Here is a 19,948-nt window from a genome sequence, read left to right as displayed (position 1 = left end):
CTTTACCCCAGTTTCTCAAAATAAAATGAAATCAGTATGAAATTTCATATGTCAATTTTGTTTACCACTCCAGTACTGTTCCCACTCCATTCACCTTTTCAACTTCTGACAAAGTTTGCTTAGGTATTAAGAAATTGCCAAACTTAGAGTATAGTGCAGGCAATACAAGTAATGTTAATGCTGTAGAAGTAAACAACCCTCCCAGCACTACTACTGCTAAAGGTTGCAATATTTCCTTACCCGCACCCGTACCAATGACTAAAGGAATCATTCCCAAAGCTGAGGTGAGAGCCGTCATTAAAATAGCAACTAAGCGCTCCATTGAACCCTCAAATATGACTTGCCGCAGACTTTTTACCTGTGCCAGCTTGTTGTTGTAGTTATCTACTAGTAGCAATCCGTTACGTGTCGCTACTCCAAACAGAGTAATAAATCCTACTAACGACGCTACAGAAATTATCCCGCCGCCGATCGCAATCGAAAATATTCCCCCTACTACAGCCAGAGGTAAGTTAATCATAATCATCAACATTGCTGCAACAGATTTAACAGCGAAGTACATTAAGACTGCAATAACGACAATTGCCAGTGCTCCAAATACCAGTAAATTATAAGTAGCTCGTTGTTCGGATTCAAACTGACCGCCATATTGGATAAAGTAACCTGTGGGCAATTGTACTGACTGCCGCACCTTGGTTTGAATTTCATCCACTACAGAACCTAAATCTCGACCTGATACGTTTGCAGACACTACAATAAGGCGAGAGACATTTTCACGGTTGATTGTGTTGGGGCCAGTGCCGTAGTCTATACTGGCAACTTGAGCAAGAGGAATTTTTTGACCTGTAGGAGTATCTATTAGTAAGTTACGGATAATATCTAAGTTATTGCGAGCATCTTCTTTTAACCAAACCACCAAGTCAAATAGTTGCTGCTCTTTGAGAACTTGGGAAACAACTCGTCCATTGAGAGCAGTTTCTACCATCTCAGTCAGATTACCGACAGTTAAGCCGTAGCGAGCTGCTGCTTCTCTTAAAAATTGAATTTGCAACTGTTTAATCGGGACTTGGGGTTCAAGTTGTAAGTCAACAAGTCCCTCAATTCCATTTACAGCCGCTAGCACTTCAGTGCCAAGGCGACGCAGTTCTTCCAAATTGGGGCCGAAAATTTTGATCGCGATCGCACTCCTTACGCCAGATAATACCTCATCCATGCGGTGAGAAATAAAACCGCCGATATTCGGTGCAACTCCGGGTATCTTCGCAAATTCGGCTCGCAGTTTCTCAATACTTCCTTCCCTATCTTTCAATCCCTCTGCACTCAGTTCTACATCTAAATGTCCCAAGTTAACTCCACCTGCATCTGCATCCCCAGGCGCACGTCCAGACCTTAACTGCACTGATTTAAATCGTTTATCATTTTTGAGAGCATCCTGCATCACAAATCCAACTTGATTGGTTGCTGCTAGAGAACTTCCTGGATAAAGCAAGACTGCGTTTACTAAAGATGGTTCTTGGAACTCAGGCAAAAATACTCGCCCCAAACTTGGGAGAATAACCAAAGATGCTACTAAAGATGCCCCCGCCACCGCCAAAATAATTGTGGGGAAGCGAATCGAAAAATTTAACATCGGACGATAGAGTCTTTGCGATAAACCACTCACCCAAGTATCATCTGCGGGTAACTGTCTATTTGCTAATAAAATCGCGCACAACGCAGGGGAAAGGGTCATTGCTACAAAGGTAGAAGCAAAAATTGACACTAAGTAAGCAACTCCCATCGGTGCAAATATCCGACCTTCCACGCCTGTCAGCGAGAAAATCGGCGCAAAGACAACGGCAATAATTATAGTAGAAAAAATTACACTAACTCTTACTTCGACAGAGGTATCATATACTACTTTAAATGGGTGTACAGGAGTTCCTGCTAACTGATTCTTTCGCAAGCCTCGGTAAGCGTTTTCCATATCTACAATCGAATCGTCTACCACCGAGCCAATTGCGACAGCCAAACCTCCCAGTGTCATAGTATTAATACCTTGACCAAACCAACCCAAAATTAACATACCAATTAGAACTGACAAAGGAATTGCACTGAGGGTAATGATGGCAGTGCGCCAGTTCATCAAAAACATCAGCAAGATAATCGAAACGATGATAGTACCATCACGTAGAGAACTGGTAACATTTTCAATTGCTGCTTCAATAAAGTTTTCCTGGCGAAAAGTTTCTGTAACTTTGACATCTTTGGGCAAACCAGCTTTGACTTCCTCCATTGCTCTTTCAATGGCTCGTGTGACAGTCGGAGTATCATATTGGGGTTGCTTGTTAACCATCACTACGATCGCCCTTTGACCGTTTAAACTACCATCTCCACGCTTGAGGGCTGCACCAATGCGCACATCAGCAATATCTTTGAGTAGAATCGGCGTACCATTGCGAGCTGCGATCGCGGAATTTCCCAGTTGCTCAATTGAATCTATGCGCCCTACTCCACGAATCACAATTTCTTGATCGGGATTAATCAAAAAGCCACCCGCAGCATTGACATTCGCACCTCTGGCTGCTGCTGTTACTTCTTCTAGGGTGACATTAAAAGCCTTGAGCTTGGCTGGATCGACTAAAACCTGATACTGGCGAACATCACCACCATAGGCAATCACCTGAGAAACACCCGGTACAGCTAGCAGTCGGTTGGTAATATCTCGATCAACCAAACGCCGCACTTCCATCATTGGAGTTGTTTCGGTAGTGAAAGCATATTGCACAACTGTACCAATAGGAGAAGAAATCGGAGAAATTTGCGGATTTTCCACACCTTCTGGTAGTTTTTGCAGCGCCTGTTGCAACCGTTCTGTCACTAATTGCCGCGCTTGATAAACATTAGTTCCCCATTTAAAAATCACCTTCACAACAGAAATACCAACTGCTGAGGAAGAACGCACCGTTTCTACTCCCGGCGTACCATTAACTGCGCTTTCTATTGGTAAAGTAATTAAAGACTCGACTTCTTCGGGAGCAAGTCCTGGAGCTTCGGTTTGAATTTCTACCTGGGGTGGGGCAAAATCAGGAAAGACATCTAGGGGCATCTGGCTAAGGTTATACACACCCAAAAATGTCACAACAATAGCTCCTAGCACCACTATCCAGCGTTGGACAATCGACCACTTGAGAATAGCATTTAACATATTTAGTTCAATTTAAGATAGTGCGTGCTGCTGGTGAAGTATGGGCAATAGAATTTAGTTAAGATTGTGGATAATGAGGATCTTCATGTTCATTTATATTTGTGGTTGAACCAGATAAAGCTGGCGATTTAGAGTTATTATGATAACTTTCTGTTTCATGAACAGGAGCATCTAACTCCGACGAACTGCCTACTAGTACTAGCTGCTGCAATTTACTGCTACGACCAGACCAGAAAGCACCACCTATAAAAGCTATAGTGGCTATTGCAGCTCCTCCACCTACTCCTAGCAACCACAGCGGTACTGGTAAGCTAGACGTTTGAACCTCCGTTGTCTGCGAAGGAGCTTGTGTATGTTCGTCTACTTTTTGCTTAGTATCACCCCGCAATGATTGGGCATAAAGTTGCGGCGCACGTTGAGTAACTATTAAATCTCCCTCAAATAACCCAGTCTTTACCTCGATCGTGTCTCCCGAAGTTTGCCCTAAGCTGACTTCAATCGGTTGGTAAGCATTACCATTTTGCACGTAGACAATTTTTTTACCATTCACATCAACTACAGCTGAACTAGGAATCACCAACTTAGCAGCTGATGCTTGCTCTGTCAGAACTTCAAGCTCTGCAAACATTCCCGGTTTGAGTTGCCCACCTATATTATTAATTTCTGCTTGTACTGGTACTACTCGTGTTTCTCCTTCTACTAGTGTACCAATTCGAGAAATTCGTCCAGAAAAGTTACGCTCAGGCATACTAGCGACTTTTAAACTAATTCTTTGACCATTTCTTACCTTACCTAAATCTTTTTCATAAATATTAGCTGTGGCAAAAAGCCGACTATCGTTGACAATCGTCATTAATTTGCCACCTGCATCATTAAAAGTTTGACCAATAGTCACTTCTCTATCAGCAACCTTGCCGGAGATGGGAGCGGTTACTGTCACCAGTCCTTTAGCATTGGCACTGTTTCCTAGTTGTTGCAGTCGCGTTTGATAAGTAGTGTTACTGAGGTTGATACGTGATTGTGCTACATTTACTGCTGCTTGAGCGCGTTTGAGTTGATTTTCCGCCTCGATCACGTCCCGGCGGCTCTTGGCTTTGGTTAGTTCTGCTTTAGCTTCTGCTAGCTGGGTTTGGGATTCAAGGGCATTACGACGTGGTAAAGCACCAGCATCAGCTAATTGCTTGTCCTTGTCATACTTTTCTTGAGCAAATGATACTTGACTCTGTGCTTGAGCGATTTCAGAGTCAGCTATTTGTTGATAGCGATCGTAGTTTTGTTGAGCTAATCTCAAGTCTGCTTGTGCTTGTTGTAAATCAGCTTGAGCTTGTGCTAGTTTTTCTTGTGATTCAACTCGCAATGTCACCAAGTCTGGGCTGGTTACAACAGCAACGGGTTGACCTTTTTTTACTGTTGCACCAGGTTCCACCAACAATTCAACCACTTTTGCCCCAGTAATTGGGGTAGTCACTTCCACTTTTTGGCTAGGAAGAGTTTCGATTTGCCCTGTGGTTTTTATGCCAACAGCTAGTCGCTGACGTTTAACTAGCTCGACTTTAATCCCTAACCGTTTGGCTGTCTCTGCATCAACCTGAATTGAGCCAGTAGTTTGAGTGGCTTGGTTTGGGCCTTGAAATTCATCTCCGTGTCCGCCATGAGCTAGAACTACTGCGGGACTTGCTAATAACAACAGGCTTAGGAGTGTTCCAGAAACACGACTAATTGCTGTAGGTGGTTTGGGATAGGAGTTGGACATGGTGCTTCAAGTCCTTGAGTACAGGAAAGGGATTTCGTATCGTAATTAGTGTTATTGATGCGCGTTAGATCTACACACATTTTTAGTCTTTCATATAGAAATGAAATTAGGATGAAATCGCACTTAAACTACTCCTTAAATCAAGAAACACACAGCTAAAATTTTCAAACACTTTGGCTATTAGTGGTATATCATCTGCAAAAAGCAATAAATAATTAACTTACTTGTTGTACCAAGCTTGTCGCCATTGCTTCATTTGATTAATCTCAGCTTGCTGTGAATCAATAATTTCTTGAGCCAATTGCTTAATTTCAGGTTGTTTAGACTTATTCAAAGCATCTTGGGCCATTATTACAGCACCTTCATGGTGAGCAATCATTGCGTTCATAAACCGAAGGTCGAACTGTGCATCGGCAGATCCGAGATCCTCAAGCATTGTCATGCTTTTCTGTTGTTCTTTTGACATAGGAACCACAGATTTACCCTCGCCGTCGTAGGCAACAGGCTCAGCACTTGCTTGGGGATACCAGGCTTTCCGCCACTTCTGCAATAGCTCATTTTCTTCTCTACTTTGAGCAACAATGATGTTACGGGCTAATTTTTTTATTTCAGAGCGTTGAGATTTTTGCTCAGCTTCTTTTGCCATTGCGATCGCTCCTCGATGATGCAAAGTCATTGCATCAATAAACCGCAAATCATAGTTAGCATCAGCTGGGCCTAAATCCATTGCCATGCTGTGGTTCATGCCACCATGATTCATCATGTCGCTATCATGGTTTATCTGTTTGTTGTCACTAGTACCGCTAGCGACGGTATTTGGTGCTTGGCTTTGGTTTTGGGAAGCAGTTGTAGAACAAGCTGTAAGCACGCCGCCTGTTAGGGATGCAAGTGCTACAAAAGTAAACGCAAAAAATCCAGTTTTCCAAGAAATAGGTCGCATAGACATTAAATTAATTTTTGACTTTTGAAATTAAAGAGTTTCCTTCTCTATTTTGAAATCTCCAGTTAGATAGAGAGTTGACCGTGATGTACCGTAATTACCGTACATACTTACTATTTAGTTTGGCGTGAAGAAATGAAATGAGAATGAAATCTGCTTTACCACAAATAGGAAATTATTACTCTCCAATCTGTGAATACGATTGTTACTGATGACACTCAATAGGTAGTAGAGTCTTAAACTACCAGTCTCTTGGGTGCTGGCAAATTTATTTTATTTGACCACTGAAATATATTAAAAAATTTCTTTAAGAATAAATCGGTATTTCATTCTGATTTCATCAAGTTCTGTCAATCTAAGTGTAGAAGTGAACCAATAATATAGTTAAGCAGGTATAAGGCTGCACTATTTGCCATCTCCCATAACTCCTTCTAACTCCAGGTTTATATCAGATACGGCAACAGCTTGGCACACGATAGAAATAGAAGAATCTCTCTTATTGCTGGACAGCGATCGCGTGGGTTGGTCTAACAAATCAGCAAGCCATTGCGCGGTTGCAGCGCTACGGGCATGATGAACTATGCGGCAGATGGTCGTTTGCTGGAATACCAAAATTTGCAAGTTCGAGAAGCGGCTTTGAATGTAACTTGCTGTTTCTATCGGATTTAGTGCTTTGATGTTTGTTTGGATTTAACTTATTTATTAAGTGGTTGTTTACTCGTTGAATTTATTTGATTCAATCACTTGTAATTTCATCCTAATTTCATCATGCTATGATTTTATCTTTATTTAAATTACACTTGACAAATATCTGATAAAAAGCTTGTCTGACTTACTAATTTATTTTATTCAAAATTTGAAATTTCATCTTAATTTCATCATGATTTGAGAATCTATCTATAGGGGTGTCCCCTGTAAATATTTACTTTGGTGTGAAGAGTAAACAATCATGTCTAAGTTATTGTGGAAATGCCTGCTAATTAGTCCCGGAGTTTTATTAGCCAACTTAGCTTTTTCAGGAGCAGCATTAGCTGCTGAAATTCCAGTTCAAACTGAAGTTAAACAACAAGCAAATTCTCTTCCGAAAGATTCTCCTTTAAGCCAAACGCAGCAGTACAGTGATGAGACTGCCCAAGTCACATCAGTTTCGCAGTTTTCCGATGTACAACCCACAGATTGGGCATTCCAAGCTTTGCAATCCTTAGTGGAGCGCTACGGATGTATTGCAGGTTATCCGAATGGTACGTATCGTGGTAACCGTGCTTTAACCCGTTATGAATTTGCCGCAGGATTGAATGCTTGTTTAGACAGGGTTAACGAACTAATTGCTACAGCGACAGCTGATTTAGTAACAAAAGAAGACTTGGCTACCTTACAGCGTTTGCAAGAAGAATTTTCTGCGGAACTTGCTACCTTACGTGGTCGTGTAGATACTTTAGAAGCTCGCACTGCCGAACTGGAAGCTAATCAGTTCTCGACTACCACAAAACTAGTTGGAGAAGTGATTTTCAACGTTTCTGACATTTTCGGTAGCGACAAGAGGGCAGTTCCCTCTGGTGTAGATCCAGATACAGCTCCCGACCTAGATTCCAACATTATCTTCGCCGATCGAGTTCGTCTAAGATTGAACAGCAGCTTTACAGGTTCAGATCTGTTGCAAATCCGTTTACAGTCTCGGAACATCACTCCGTATGACACAAATGTAACGGGTACTAACATGACCCGCTTTGGCTTTGATGGAAATCAGGACAACGACACTGTCATAGATAAAGTCAACTATACTTTTAACCTGAGTGACGCAGTACAGGTAAAAGTTGATGCTGCTGGTGGTAATATATATGACAACATCAACAACTTTAACCCTGACCTTGCAAGTGACGGTAAAGGCGCTTTATCTCGCTACGGTCGCTTCAGTCCCATCTATCGCACTGGTTTCGGTGGTGCAGGTGCAACCATAACTTTCAACCCTAAAGGATCTTTCAGTGCATCTGCAGCTTATATAGCTCGCACAGCTAACAATCCTGGTTCAGATGGAGGTCTGACAAATGGTGCTTATACAGCTCTTGGTCAGATAGCCTTCCAGCCCAGTGATGCATTTAATATTGGTCTGACCTACGCTCGCAACTATCAAAATAGTCTGTCTGGTGTAAATATGTTTGAGGGCACAGGTAGTGTATACGCAGGTAACCCTTTCAATGGTGTTGCCACTGTCGCTAACCACTATGGTGTAGAAGTTGCTTTCAAACCCAGTTCAAAGTTAACTATTAGTGGTTGGTACGGTTATAGCAACGCAGAAGCCAAGGCAGATGGTACAGGTGTGGATGAAGGTGATGAGGCATCAATGAACTACTGGACTGCAACCCTTGCCCTCAAAGATTTTGGCAAAGAGGGAAACTTGCTTGGTCTCATCTTCGGTCAACCACCTAAAGTAAGCGACAATGATGCATTCACTTCTGCTGCAAGAACCACTAGGCGTGAAGACAACGACACCTCCTACCACCTAGAGGCGCTGTACAGACTGCAACTCACTGATAATATTTCCGTCACCCCTGGTGCAATAGTGATCTTCAACCCAGAACATAATAACGACAATGACACCATCTATGTAGGTACACTCCGCACCACTTTCACTTTCTAAAACTGCTAACTGATAGTGGTCAATTGTTATTAGCAATTAGCTATTGTCGATTACATAAATCTAAGCTCGCCTGCGGGCGGGCTTTTGTATGAAAAATGAGCGTATTGAGGTTTCCAGTTGATAGAAATAAGGATTGCTTTACTTATAATAATAGGTCAAAAATGATGCCTGTTTTTATTACCTGAAATGATGAAGAAATTTAGCTTTTTATTAATACTGTAGTTGGTTTTAAGTGCAGTTATAAATTTTCGGAAATAACTTCATATTTCATCTTAATTTCATCTTTACCTGTCAGAATAAAAATAACTCAAAAATAACTCAATAGACCTCTTGCAATTAGTTAGATTTAATAACTCCTCTAACTAAATTTCACTTACACCTACTGGGCAATGGGGTCTACTGAGTTTTTCTTATAAATTATCTACTGCTAAAATCATAGTACCTAGCATTTCGTAGATAGGTAAGGGCAATAAACTGTATTGACTCATTTACAACAAGCTCAATCAAATAACTCTCCTATAAGCCAAATTCTTTCTTCAGTTGTGCAACCCAGGCTTTGATTCGCTCTTCGGTCAAATCAGACTGGTTATCTTCATCAAGAGCAAGACCGACAAATTTGCCATCCCTAACTGCTTTAGACTCATTAAACTCATAACCATCAGTAGGCCAGTACCCTACTGTTGTACCGCCCTGCTCTGAAATTTTTTCTTCTAAAATGCCGAGTGCATCTTCAAAAGTATCAGGATAACCTACCTGATCGCCTGGGCCAAAATAAGCAACTTTCTTGCCACTAAAATCTATGTTGTCTAGCTCATCGTAAAAATATTCCCAAGCACTTTGTAGTTCACCAACATTCCAAGTGGGACAACCAATGATAATGTATTCAAAGTTTTCAAAATCACTTGCTTCAGCCCTTGCAATATCAAAAATCTCCACCACAGACTCCCCACCAAATTCCTTTTGAATCATTTCTGCTTCTATTTGGGTGTAGCCTGTTTCACTGCCATAGAATAAGCCAATATTAGCCATTTTCCCTCCTTTTTAGCTGACAATCTCCAACATTAGTGAAGAACACAGAAATCTAGCTTTAGCGCCTCAATGTACAAACTATTTAGTTGAGGATGAATGCTGATAGTTATGTCAAAGTCTTTCTTAGTAACACCCATGTTAAAAGCAAGAGCAATGCCTTAAATCATCTGTGCGGTAGATTTACTTTACTCAGGAAAAGAACAGACAGCAGCCTGTGAGTGCGATCGCTGCTATACCCAATGAGGACTCACCGTAAGCTGAAAAACTCTTCGCCAACTGTTGGATGAATACCAATTGTGCGATCAAAATGTTGCTTGGTAACACCTGCTTTCATAGCAAGACCAATCATTTGGATCACCTCTGCGGCGTAATTCCCTACCATATGAGCACCTAGAACTCGCTCTGAGTTGCCAGCAACCACTAACTTAATCAAGGTTTGTTGCTCCGATTCACCTATTAAGTTGAATAGTGGTTGAAACTTTTTAGAATAGCAGCGTACAGATTCACCAAATTGTGCGCGGGCTTGAGCTTCTGTTAACCCAACTGTAGCAGCTTCAGGTTGCGAAGCCAATACATGAGGAATAGTTTCATAACTAACTGTGTGAGGATGCTTGCCAAATTCTGTATCAGCGAAAGCGCAACCAGCAGCGATCGCCACTGGAGTCCAATGAGGTCTAGGAGTGCAATCACCAACAGCAAAAATGTTTGCCACAGAAGTACGGCTGTATTCATCTACAACAACCCCCCCTTCATCTACCTTAACCCCTGCATTCTCTAAATCCAGCCTATCTAAATTAGGGACACGATCTGTGATAAAGACAACTGTTTCTACAGTAACTGGCTCACTGTCACCTGATACGATTAAATTCAAACAATTCTGTGCTTGTTCAATTTTTTCAACAGAACTATTGCAGCAAATTCTGATTCCTAATCGAGTCATTTCCTCTTGAATAGTTGTGCGAATATCTTCATCGCAGCCTGGCAGAATTTTGTCTTCAGTTACTATCTGCGTGACCTTTGAAATTAGACCATTCATAATTCCTGCTAGCTTCACAGCAATATGGTTGCTGCCGATAATTGCTAAGTGTTCTGGTTGCTGTTTAAGTTGTAGCATTTCAAGAGTACTGATAGCATATTCAACTCCTGGGATGTTTGGCTTTACATCTTTTCCACCTACTGCAATCAAAATTTTGTTAGCTGTAATCTGCCTTCCTTCGATTTCTAAGGTGTGAGCATCTAATAATTGGACATGTCCTTTTAACAGTTCAACCCCTGCTTTTTGTAAATGCTGAGTATGCACCTTGCTTAGATGGTTGATTTCACGGTTTCTAGCTGCAATAAACTGACACCAATCAAAGTTTTTCTGAACTTTTCCCCAGCCGTATTCATCAGCATTTCTAAAAATGTGGGAGAAACTTGCAGCATAGATCATCATTTTTTCTGGAATGCAACCATGAACGACACAAGTACCGCCTACTTGGTCTTGTTCAGCAATTGCCACCCTTGCCCCATAATTAGCAGCCCGTTCTGAGGCAGCAAGTCCTCCCGGTCCTGCGCCAATTACAAAAAGGTCGTAATCAAAGCTCATAATTAACCTTGTTTATAAAAATTGCTATGTTTCCTTATATATTTAGCTTTTCGTAGAAAGATGAAATTTGCATGAAATCCTTGTAATCCTAAGTACAAAAAATTAGATATGCATACAGAAATGAAATTAGTATGAAATCCTTATATTTCATTGGTAATAAATACTCGTTAATCCATTAGGTAGAGGTAACTGTACCTCAACATTTTTAAGGTGAGGCTAGAGGAAATTCTGCCTCTGACCTAAGCAATTGGAGATGTAAAAAGCATGGCAATACAACAACTTACCTTAAACCAAGTTAATCAACAGATGCAGGAATGCATTCAGAACTGCTTAGACTGCCACAGCATCTGCTTGAATACGGTGACATATTGCTTACAAAAAGGTGGCAATCACGCAGAACAATCTCACATTCAACTATTGCTCGACTGCGCTGAAATTTGTGAAACCAGCGCTAATTTTATGCTAAGAACTTCCCAGTTACACGCTCGTACCTGTGGGGTTTGCGCGGAAGTTTGTGAGCGCTGTGCGGAGAATTGCGATCGCATGGGCGATGATGCTCAAATGAAAGCTTGCGCGGATATGTGTCGTCGTTGTGCCCAATCTTGTCGGCAAATGTCAATGGCAACTGCATAAGTCACTGTAAACGCTGTAAAAGCTGGCTGCCGTAATCCGGTAGTCAGCGAGTGCAAAACCACTATGCATACATAAACAGCGATCCAAGTAATTGCATAGGTTTGAAGAATGACTGTACAACAACTCACCTTGAACCAAGTGAATCAAGGAATGCAGGAGTGCATTCAGAACTGCTTGGACTGCCATAGCATCTGCTTGAATACAGTGACATACTGTCTGCAAAAGGGTGGCAATCACGTAGAACAATCTCATATTCGACTACTGCTTGACTGCGCTGAAATTTGTCAAACCAGTGCTAATTTTATGCTACGGACTTCCCAGTTACACGCTCGTACCTGCGAGGTTTGTGCAGAAGTGTGTGAGCGGTGTGCGGAGAATTACGTTCGCGTAGCGGCTCCAAAGGAGCTTCGCATGGGTGATGATGCTCAAATGAAAGCTTGCGCTGATATGTGCCGTCGCTGTGCCGAGTCTTGTCGGCAAATGTCTAACGTTGCAATCGAAACTCATGCAGAGGCACGTTTAAAAACAGACTTAAACCAAGACTTGTTAATCTAAGGAGAATTACAATGGCACATAAAATACCTCAATCCAGTGTAGATATTGCTGTTCATTGCGCCTATGAATGCGAACACTGTGCTGATGAATGCCTGGGTAGTATGCCTGAATGCGCTCGCCTGTGCATAGATTGTGCTCAAATATGCTGGACTTCTGCTGCATATATAAGCCGTAGTTCGCGCTTCATTCCCCAAATTGTTCGCTCTTGTATCGAAATTTGCGAAGCCTGCGCCAGTGAATGTGAGAAGTACCCAGATAACCCCCATTGTCAAAAGTGTGCACAAGCTTGTCGCCAAGCTGCTGAGGAATATCGCAAAATCGCCACTGTTGCAGGTGTGGCTTAATTAAGCTTAAACAGTAAAGGTAGCCGAGATGTATACTACCCTCCTTAAAGATTAAGGAGGGAAATGCATCACAGGAAAAAAGTTATTCATTGCTACAACTCCATTGCCTTGTACCTATTTGAAGATACTCAGGAATAAAACAATAAAACTTTAAGCGAGAGCGTATTTTTCCCTTGACTCTTCTGCTAACTGGAGATTCAAAAATAGAATTAGTTCTTCAAGAAAACGTTAACTTCCTGGAGTTAAGCAAATGCCATTACAACTTAAAGTTCCGAAAATCGTCTGTGCTTCTTGTGTAGATACCGTCACTAAAGCAGTTAAAAGTGTTGATGCAACGGCAAAAGTAGAAGTTGACACGAAAACAAAAATGGTCAGGGTTGAGACACAGCAACCAGAAGCGGAAATTAAACAAGCGATTGCTGCCGTTGGCTATCCCGCAGCTTAAAAGTAGGCAACAGGTAACTGACTGACATTTCGATGAGGTACCAATCATGCCACCGATTCATCCCGCTATTGTTCACTTTCCCATCGCCCTTGTCACACTCTCGGTTTTTGCTGATGGATTTGGTTACTTAATGGATAACGCGTCTTTGCAGGCAACGGGCTGGTGGGCGCTGGTTGGAGCTTTAATTGGGGCAGCGATCGCTGTTCCTGCCGGACTGTTCGATATGAGACGCGAAAGACTTGAGCATACAGCCCATCAGCACGTTCACACCCACATGAGGGTTGGCTTTACTGTTGCAGCTGCCATTGCAGGGCTAACAATTTGGCGCTGGCTCATCCAGTACAACCCACGCTTTAATTGGGGATGGGGTTATTTGGTGGTAGCTGTCGTGGTGCTGGGACTGACTTTGTTTCAGGGATGGCTGGGTAGCGAACTTGTGTACTCAAATGGCGTGGGTGTTGCTCCTACAGGACAGGGAACGGAGCCAGCAAACGAAGCGCAGCGGCGTATAGCTAGGGTTGCAGGAGGAAGCAATAGTAGCGATCGCCACAGCCATTGAAGTTCAGTTAAGTACCAGCTTCAATCACACAAATTATCTTAAATGTTCGTTACTGTTTCTAAAATTTAATCAAAGCACTAGCTAAAAAGCTAGTATTACTATGGATACCGTCACAGTTAAACTTCGGGGCATGAGTTGTGCCTCCTGCGCTAACAACATCGAAGAAGCGATTCGCACTGTTGCTGGTGTTAGTGATGCTAAAGTTAACTTCGGCGCGGAACAAGCTACAATTCAGTACGATCCCCTCAAAACCAATATAGAAAAAATCCAAGAGGCTATAGATGCTGCGGGATACTCGTCTTATTCCCTTCAAGAACAAGAAATGGTGACAGGGGAAGATGATGCTGAGAAAGCTGCCCGTAAGGCAGAGTCACGCGACCTCACACGCAAAGTTGTAGTTGGAGGTATTCTCAGCACCCTAATTGTGATTGGGGCATTATCTGCCATGACCGGGTTAAACCTACGTTGGGTTAGCTTATTATTACTAGATAATCCCTGGGTACAGTTAGTACTGGCGACTCCTGTACAGTTTTGGTGCGGTGCTTCCTTTTATCGAAATGCCTGGAAAGCCCTTAAACGCCATGCTGCAACGATGGATACCCTAGTAGCTTTAGGTACTAGCGCGGCTTATTTCTATTCGCTGTTTGTCACTCTTTTCCCTAGATTCTTTATCGCTCAAGGTTTAATGCCTGATGTGTATTATGAAGCTGCAACAGTTATCACCACTTTGATATTACTGGGTCGGCTGTTGGAAAATCGCGCTAGAGGTCAAACTTCCGAAGCTATCCGCAAACTAATTGGTTTGCAAGCAAGAGATGCTCGCATCATCCGAGATGGAAAAGAAATGGATGTACCCATCCAGGAAGTTCAAATTGGAGATGTGATTTTGGTGCGTCCCGGTGAAAAAATTCCGGTGGATGGCGAGGTGATTGAAGGTGCTTCCACGGTAGATGAATCAATGGTGACAGGCGAGAGTATGCCAGTTAAGAAGCACCCTTCTGATGAGGTAATTGGAGCCACGATTAACAAAACTGGTAGCTTTAAGTTTCGCGCTACACGAGTTGGTAAGGATACAGTTTTGTCCCAAATTGTCAAACTGGTACAACAAGCTCAAGGCTCCAAAGCTCCGATTCAACGTTTAGCAGATCAAGTGACTGGGTGGTTTGTACCAGCAGTGTTAGCGATCGCTATTACCACTTTTGTCATTTGGTTTGACGTTATGGGCAACCTCACCCTAGCGACAATCACTACAGTTGGCGTGTTAATTATCGCCTGTCCTTGTGCCTTGGGTTTAGCTACTCCCACCTCAGTGATGGTGGGGACAGGTAAAGGGGCAGAAAACGGCATTCTCATTAAGGGAGCCGAAAGCTTGGAACTAGCGCACAAAATCCAGACTATCGTGCTGGATAAAACAGGAACCATAACTCAAGGAAAGCCCACTGTTATAGATTTTGTGACTAATAACGGTACAGCCAACCGTAATGAGTTAAAACTTCTGCAACTAGCAGCGTCTGTAGAAAGGAATTCTGAACACCCTTTGGCAGAAGCTATTGTCACATATGCCAAAACCCAAGAGGTAACTCCCCAAGAAGCCAGGAATTTTGAAGCCATTGCTGGAAGTGGTGTCCAAGGCATTATTTCAGACCATCTAGTACAAATTGGTACGCAACGCTGGATGGAAGAATTAGGTGTTGATACCAGCGCCCTCCAGCAGCACAAAAACATTTTAGAAGCATCTGGTAAAACTGTTGTTTGGATTGCAGTGGATGGGGAAATTCAAGGATTGATGGGAATCGCAGATGCCATAAAACCATCCTCACCAGCAGCAGTCAGAGCGCTGCGGAGGTTAGGTTTAGAGGTGGTTATGCTGACTGGAGATAATCGTCGTACAGCCGAAGCGATCGCTCAACAAGTTGGGATTACACGAGTCGAAGCCGAAGTACGACCAGATCAAAAAGCGGCTACTGTGGCAACACTCCAAAGAGAAGGAAAACTGGTGGCAATGGTAGGTGATGGCATCAATGACGCACCAGCACGCTTCACAGGCAGATGTAGGGATTGCTATTGGTACGGGGACAGATGTAGCGATCGCCGCTAGTGATATCACCCTAATTTCTGGAGATTTACAAGGCATTGTCACGGCGATTGGGCTTAGTCGCGCCACCATTCGCAACATTCGTCAAAATCTTTTCTTTGCCTTTATCTACAATGTTGCTGGCATTCCCATTGCTGCCGGAATTTTGTTTCCCTTGTTTGGCTGGTTACTTAATCCAATTATTGCTGGGGGAGCAATGGCATTTAGCTCTGTTTCTGTCGTCACTAACGCCTTGCGCTTGCGGAATTTTCAACCCAAAACATTTGGTGGAGTTTAAGCAATGTTCAGTAAAAAAACAATTTTCGGACACCTTATTGCTTTGGGATTTTTGCTTGGTGTTACTTCAGGCGTAACACGTGCCCAAATGCCGCCAGGCGAAATGCCATTATCCGAAACAGAGCAAACTACTCAGTTTCGCCGCATTGAGCAACCTTTAGGTGTAAAAGTCGGTGTGACTGTGGGTGGCATAGCATTAATTGGGCTGGAGCTATGGTGGTTTATTTGGAGTAAAACCAAGTCCCAGCAGGCTGAAACTAATCAAGGAATAGAGGAAGTCACTATTTTGGTCGATGGTGGCTATGAACCAAGCCGTATAGTCGTGAATGCAGGTCAAAAAGTTCGGTTAAATTTCATGCGACGAGATCCGAGTAGTTGTTTGGAGCAAGTATTGTTACCCGATTTTCACATTGCTCAACAATTAGACCTGAATCACGTCACCTCTGTTGAGTTTACACCTGAAAAACCAGGGCAATATCCCTTTACCTGCGGTATGAATATGTTTCGTGGAGTCGTGGAAGTGCAAAGGTCAAATCTGTCCAATATGAATGGTTCCTCATCATTAAAAGCTCGTCACACTACCTACAGCAGTTCTTGATAAAAAGGAAATATTCAGTCTTAATCAAATTTTCTCAAATAGAAATTATTTCTGAATAGTGAACGTCTATTCGATTAGAATATATAGACAGCAGCCTGTGAGTGCGATCGCTGCCATACCCAATGAGGACTCACCGTAAGCTGAAAAACTCTTCGCCAACCGTCGGATGAATAACAATTGTGTGCGCATTCTCGTCAAAAGCGACTGTATTCGATAGGCGGTATTGTTGAGCAAGCTGGTGAGTTAGCAGGTTTACCTTTTCCAGTTCATGCCCATATGCTGCGGCATGGAACAGGTAACAATCTTTCTCAAACTGTACTTAAAGCATAATGTGATCCGAATTGTCCATAATTTCTTTTACTCAAGCAGATATTCGTTGCATCACTTGCATCCTAACTGCATTTGCCGCAGCAGTTGCAATGTCTTCCCAGTCACTCTCAACAAGCAGAACTCCAAGCAACTGTCGCAAAATGTCAGAATTTTGGATAAACTCTTCCCCGTACAGGTCATTTTGCATCAAGATACCTTCAAGCATTGGTAACACAGATACTTCTGGCGATTTTAGTCGAGATAACAAAAGCGATCGCGCAACAATAACCGCAGCTTCTTCTCCCACTCCTAAATTCCACTCGGAGAGCAGATGGCGGATTTCGCGGTTAAGCGAGACACGCAGTTGCGTCATTCTGCCCAGCAAACCAGGATTTTTCAATAATGCACTTATAGCTGTTCCCCAATCCAACCCTGCTATCACATCACAGTCAGCCTCGTCCTCGATACGGATTGCTTCTTGAAACGATCCGGGGTGAAATAGTAAATCGATAGCTTCGCCAATAGTTATTTCTTCGTTCATTATTTTTTCCTCCAGCACTATCGTAATGGGCGGCGCAGCAAACCGTACTCGAAATATGTCATATCTTCGTACTCTTCTTCGGAACCAAAGTTGGTCATGCCTTGATTTTCGTAAAACTGTTCGCTAGAACGCAACGAGTGCAAGCCAACTCTCCCACCATATCCCAACTCGACGCTCCTAATCCGAGCGTATCGCAGCAATGCCGTTCCCACTCCCTTATATCGCGGCGGGCGTTGGATTTCCTTACGGTTCCACGGAGCTGAGGTGATGTACTGAATATATACCAATCGCTGTCCGATAGCCTCTCGCGAACCGTGGAGTTGAGTTTCCACCATCATCAACCCTTGGGTGCAGCCTTCTACTTCGAGAGCGTAACCTTCTTCGTTTTCATTGTTGCTAATGTAGCCAAGTTTAAACAACCAATCCCAGAATTTATCCTCTGTCTGAAAAACACGCAATTGCTCGCGCCAAAGGTTTTCAAAATCATCAATGTGATTTTGTGCAAGTTCAACAATAACCCCATCGATTAGTTGATTGTCATTGCCACGATTTAACTGGACTTGTAAGCGCACCAATTTACCTGATATTAGACTTAATAATGAGACTTATTGTAATATTAAACTTAATCGTTAAAGCTTTATTTTGTGCAACTTTCTAAATAATGGGTATTACGAGATAATTGTTGTAATGCAATTCAGCAGTGGTCTACGGTATCTAATATAAGCAGCTGTTGTTAGGCTTTTCTTTCCCTCATAATTGATGTAATTATATTCCTCTTGTAGCAATAGTTTTTCAAAAATACCTAAATCTTTTAACGCTTTAAGTTTTTCACTAAAAATTTCTACTTCTTCAACATACTGTGTGCGAGCATCGGCATTATCTTCAAGGTATTGAAAAAACTCCCAATCAGCAATAACAAATTCAAACTTATAAACGTTTAAATTATATGTTCTCACCCATACTTGGCTGTATTGCTGCTCGTCTTTACCGCAATAAGTTTTGTAATAATCCCAAGCTTTTTTGACCTCAATTAAATAATTAGATTTATACTTAACAAGTAACAAATATCTTTTGGTAGCAAAAACATAGATTTGTGACCAACGATAAACCAACCGACTACGCTGCCCTGATCCGCGCCGCTAACCAAACTGTTGGGGAACCTCCCGAATGGTTGACTACTGGCAAACACGTTTACTCCCCTGAATACGGAGTAGGGGAAGTCATGGCATTGTTAGGCAAGCGGTTAATTGTCAAGTTTGTTGAAGAGGTTAACCCAACTCAATTTGGAGATTGGGAAGAAGCGAACGCAGATTATCACGCCAAAATCAAATCCCAAGAAAAAGAGCAGCCCCAGGAAGAGACTGCTGAATATTAATTTTTGCACTTAAGCTAATTCAACTAGCTCTCCAACGAGAAGAAATTCGTTTTCTCGCTCCAGTAACATTAATACGCATATTGATCACTTCCTTGCTAGCACGGTAATATTCAACAGCCTCATCTATTGTCATTGCGATTTTAACAATATGGAGGGCAGCTTCTTCTGAAATTAAAAGTGCTGGGCCTAACCAGTTTGCTTCATCTTCATATTCTTGGTTAAAATTCCGGCATCCGCATTCGTTGAAGACTTCATCTGGCTGGTGTTGAAGGATGCCATGACTTAACTCGTGAGAGACATTGGAAGCCTGACGTAGAAGGCTGTGAGCGTCATTGTGAACAATTATTCTTTGTGTACCATAAAACACTGTTATCGCAGAAAAACTTTTTGTGTCTTTTTCTGTGAGATAGCGAACCTCGTCAGGAATTTTATTTTGAAATTCCGACAGAGGAACAATAGGAATTGCTAAATGTTCAGCAAGCTGCCAAGGACATAAGGGATCATGTGGTTTTAGACCAAGCTCTGCCCGAAACTCCCTGGAATAAGCACTTGCCTCCTTCTTAAAGCCGCGACGGAACTTCGCCTTAACTGGCATAAGCATTTACCTCCTTCCTAAAACCACAGCGTAATGTCATCTCATTGATCCTTGCGAAGTTTCTCGTAAGCAGCTTTGATGACGGCTTCCATTGCAGATGCAGCTTCTGGCGTTAAATGGGGGTCTGCACGCAAATATGCCGTAATTTTAGCAAGTGGTTCGGATTCGGTTGGAGTATCCTGTTCGCGCTTGATGAAGGAGTCTGCGTTCAGCCCAGACCATGCTAACAGAGCTGCCATACTGTCTACATCTGGTCGTCTACCTTGCGCGATCCGAGTCAAAGTGGACGCACTAACGCCAGATTTTTCGGCAACTTGTTTCCAAGTCAAACGCTTAGACAGCCTCTGACTGTCCAATGCTGCGTAAAAGGCTTCAACATCAAACTGTCCTTTTGCCATTTTACCTCCAATTTCACTCTTGCAATTTTACATCAGGTGTGCAATATAATGGATGAAATTTCATAAGTGAAATCAAAAGTCAAATTTGCA

Annotated in this window: 20 protein-coding genes and 1 pseudogene; 10 read left to right on the top strand and 11 right to left on the bottom strand. The window is 42.5% G+C overall.

The genetic code is table 11. The annotated features are described in order from the left end of the window. Positions 1–61: 61 nt before the first annotated feature. The 4 genes from QUB80_RS23160 to QUB80_RS23145 form a co-directional block, all read right to left on the bottom strand. Positions 62–3,187, bottom strand: a complete 3,126-nt coding sequence (locus tag QUB80_RS23160) for an efflux RND transporter permease subunit (protein ID WP_289791838.1) — start codon at positions 3,185–3,187, stop codon at positions 62–64. 58 nt (positions 3,188–3,245) lie between these two features. Beyond that, positions 3,246–4,940 carry an efflux RND transporter periplasmic adaptor subunit gene (locus QUB80_RS23155; RefSeq protein WP_289791837.1) on the bottom strand — a complete coding sequence of 565 codons (1,695 nt, stop codon included), beginning with the start codon at positions 4,938–4,940 and terminating at the stop codon, positions 3,246–3,248. A 220-nt stretch (positions 4,941–5,160) separates the two neighbouring features. Continuing rightward, positions 5,161–5,886, bottom strand: coding sequence for a DUF305 domain-containing protein (locus tag QUB80_RS23150; RefSeq protein ID WP_276746316.1), 726 nt, complete (start codon positions 5,884–5,886; stop codon positions 5,161–5,163). A gap of 399 nt (positions 5,887–6,285) precedes the next feature. Further along, a complete protein-coding gene (locus QUB80_RS23145; RefSeq protein WP_276746312.1) occupies positions 6,286–6,492 on the bottom strand; it encodes a hypothetical protein in 207 nt (68 codons plus the stop codon). A 337-nt stretch (positions 6,493–6,829) separates the two neighbouring features. Between QUB80_RS23145 and QUB80_RS23140 the strand changes: the two genes are divergently transcribed. Beyond that, positions 6,830–8,518, top strand: coding sequence for an iron uptake porin (locus QUB80_RS23140; RefSeq protein ID WP_289791836.1), 1,689 nt, complete (start codon positions 6,830–6,832; stop codon positions 8,516–8,518). Positions 8,519–9,034: 516 nt separating this feature from the next. Here the strand turns inward: QUB80_RS23140 and fldA are convergent. Both fldA and gorA read right to left on the bottom strand, forming a co-directional pair. Beyond that, positions 9,035–9,547, bottom strand: a complete 513-nt coding sequence (gene fldA, locus QUB80_RS23135; RefSeq protein WP_289791835.1) for a flavodoxin FldA — start codon at positions 9,545–9,547, stop codon at positions 9,035–9,037. A 247-nt stretch (positions 9,548–9,794) separates the two neighbouring features. Further along, on the bottom strand, positions 9,795–11,135 hold the full coding sequence (gene gorA / locus QUB80_RS23130) for a glutathione-disulfide reductase (RefSeq protein ID WP_289791834.1): 1,341 nt from the start codon (positions 11,133–11,135) through the stop codon (positions 9,795–9,797). A gap of 264 nt (positions 11,136–11,399) precedes the next feature. On the opposite strand from gorA, the gene QUB80_RS23125 reads away from it, so the two are divergent. The 8 genes and pseudogenes from QUB80_RS23125 to QUB80_RS23090 all read left to right on the top strand — a co-directional run bounded on the left by QUB80_RS23125 (position 11,400) and on the right by QUB80_RS23090 (position 16,970). After that, complete coding sequence (locus tag QUB80_RS23125; protein WP_276746301.1) at positions 11,400–11,768, top strand: four-helix bundle copper-binding protein; 369 nt, start codon at positions 11,400–11,402, stop codon at positions 11,766–11,768. 108 nt (positions 11,769–11,876) lie between these two features. After that, positions 11,877–12,323, top strand: coding sequence for a four-helix bundle copper-binding protein (locus tag QUB80_RS23120; RefSeq protein ID WP_276746298.1), 447 nt, complete (start codon positions 11,877–11,879; stop codon positions 12,321–12,323). 11 nt (positions 12,324–12,334) lie between these two features. Then, complete coding sequence (locus QUB80_RS23115; RefSeq protein WP_289791833.1) at positions 12,335–12,667, top strand: four-helix bundle copper-binding protein; 333 nt, start codon at positions 12,335–12,337, stop codon at positions 12,665–12,667. A gap of 250 nt (positions 12,668–12,917) precedes the next feature. Next, complete coding sequence (locus QUB80_RS23110; protein WP_289791832.1) at positions 12,918–13,112, top strand: heavy-metal-associated domain-containing protein; 195 nt, start codon at positions 12,918–12,920, stop codon at positions 13,110–13,112. 46 nt (positions 13,113–13,158) lie between these two features. Next, entirely contained in the window at positions 13,159–13,671 is a 513-nt protein-coding gene (locus QUB80_RS23105) for a DUF2231 domain-containing protein (RefSeq protein WP_289791831.1), read from the top strand. 100 nt (positions 13,672–13,771) lie between these two features. Then, positions 13,772–16,043, top strand: a pseudogene (locus QUB80_RS23100) (heavy metal translocating P-type ATPase). Between the two features lie 3 nt (positions 16,044–16,046). Beyond that, positions 16,047–16,640, top strand: coding sequence for a cupredoxin domain-containing protein (locus QUB80_RS23095; protein ID WP_289791830.1), 594 nt, complete (start codon positions 16,047–16,049; stop codon positions 16,638–16,640). A 177-nt stretch (positions 16,641–16,817) separates the two neighbouring features. Beyond that, positions 16,818–16,970, top strand: coding sequence for a hypothetical protein (locus QUB80_RS23090; protein WP_289791829.1), 153 nt, complete (start codon positions 16,818–16,820; stop codon positions 16,968–16,970). A gap of 31 nt (positions 16,971–17,001) precedes the next feature. On the opposite strand, the gene QUB80_RS23085 is transcribed toward QUB80_RS23090, so the two are convergent. From QUB80_RS23085 to QUB80_RS23075, 3 genes are all read right to left on the bottom strand, one after another. Further along, positions 17,002–17,490: a hypothetical protein gene (locus QUB80_RS23085; protein WP_289791828.1), complete on the bottom strand. Its 489-nt coding sequence runs from the start codon at positions 17,488–17,490 to the stop codon at positions 17,002–17,004. 17 nt (positions 17,491–17,507) lie between these two features. Then, positions 17,508–18,062: a GNAT family N-acetyltransferase gene (locus QUB80_RS23080; RefSeq protein WP_276746280.1), complete on the bottom strand. Its 555-nt coding sequence runs from the start codon at positions 18,060–18,062 to the stop codon at positions 17,508–17,510. A gap of 96 nt (positions 18,063–18,158) precedes the next feature. After that, entirely contained in the window at positions 18,159–18,602 is a 444-nt protein-coding gene (locus tag QUB80_RS23075; RefSeq protein ID WP_276746277.1) for a hypothetical protein, read from the bottom strand. Here QUB80_RS23075 and QUB80_RS23070 point away from each other — a divergent pair. Further along, on the top strand, positions 18,584–18,865 hold the full coding sequence (locus QUB80_RS23070) for a hypothetical protein (RefSeq protein ID WP_276746274.1): 282 nt from the start codon (positions 18,584–18,586) through the stop codon (positions 18,863–18,865). The two genes, QUB80_RS23075 and QUB80_RS23070, sit on opposite strands and share 19 nt — an antisense overlap. Before the next feature lie 19 nt (positions 18,866–18,884). Here the strand turns inward: QUB80_RS23070 and QUB80_RS23065 are convergent, their stop codons facing one another. Both QUB80_RS23065 and QUB80_RS23060 read right to left on the bottom strand, forming a co-directional pair. Then, on the bottom strand, positions 18,885–19,460 hold the full coding sequence (locus QUB80_RS23065; protein ID WP_276746272.1) for an ImmA/IrrE family metallo-endopeptidase: 576 nt from the start codon (positions 19,458–19,460) through the stop codon (positions 18,885–18,887). 41 nt (positions 19,461–19,501) lie between these two features. Further along, positions 19,502–19,858 carry a helix-turn-helix domain-containing protein gene (locus QUB80_RS23060; protein ID WP_053457985.1) on the bottom strand — a complete coding sequence of 119 codons (357 nt, stop codon included), beginning with the start codon at positions 19,856–19,858 and terminating at the stop codon, positions 19,502–19,504. Positions 19,859–19,948: the final 90 nt, after the last annotated feature.

The sequence above is a fragment of the Chlorogloeopsis sp. ULAP01 genome, assembly GCF_030381805.1.
Taxonomy (GTDB): domain Bacteria; phylum Cyanobacteriota; class Cyanobacteriia; order Cyanobacteriales; family Nostocaceae; genus Chlorogloeopsis.
Note: the sequence above shows the minus strand (reverse complement) of the source record. Positions and strands in the feature narration are given on the sequence as shown.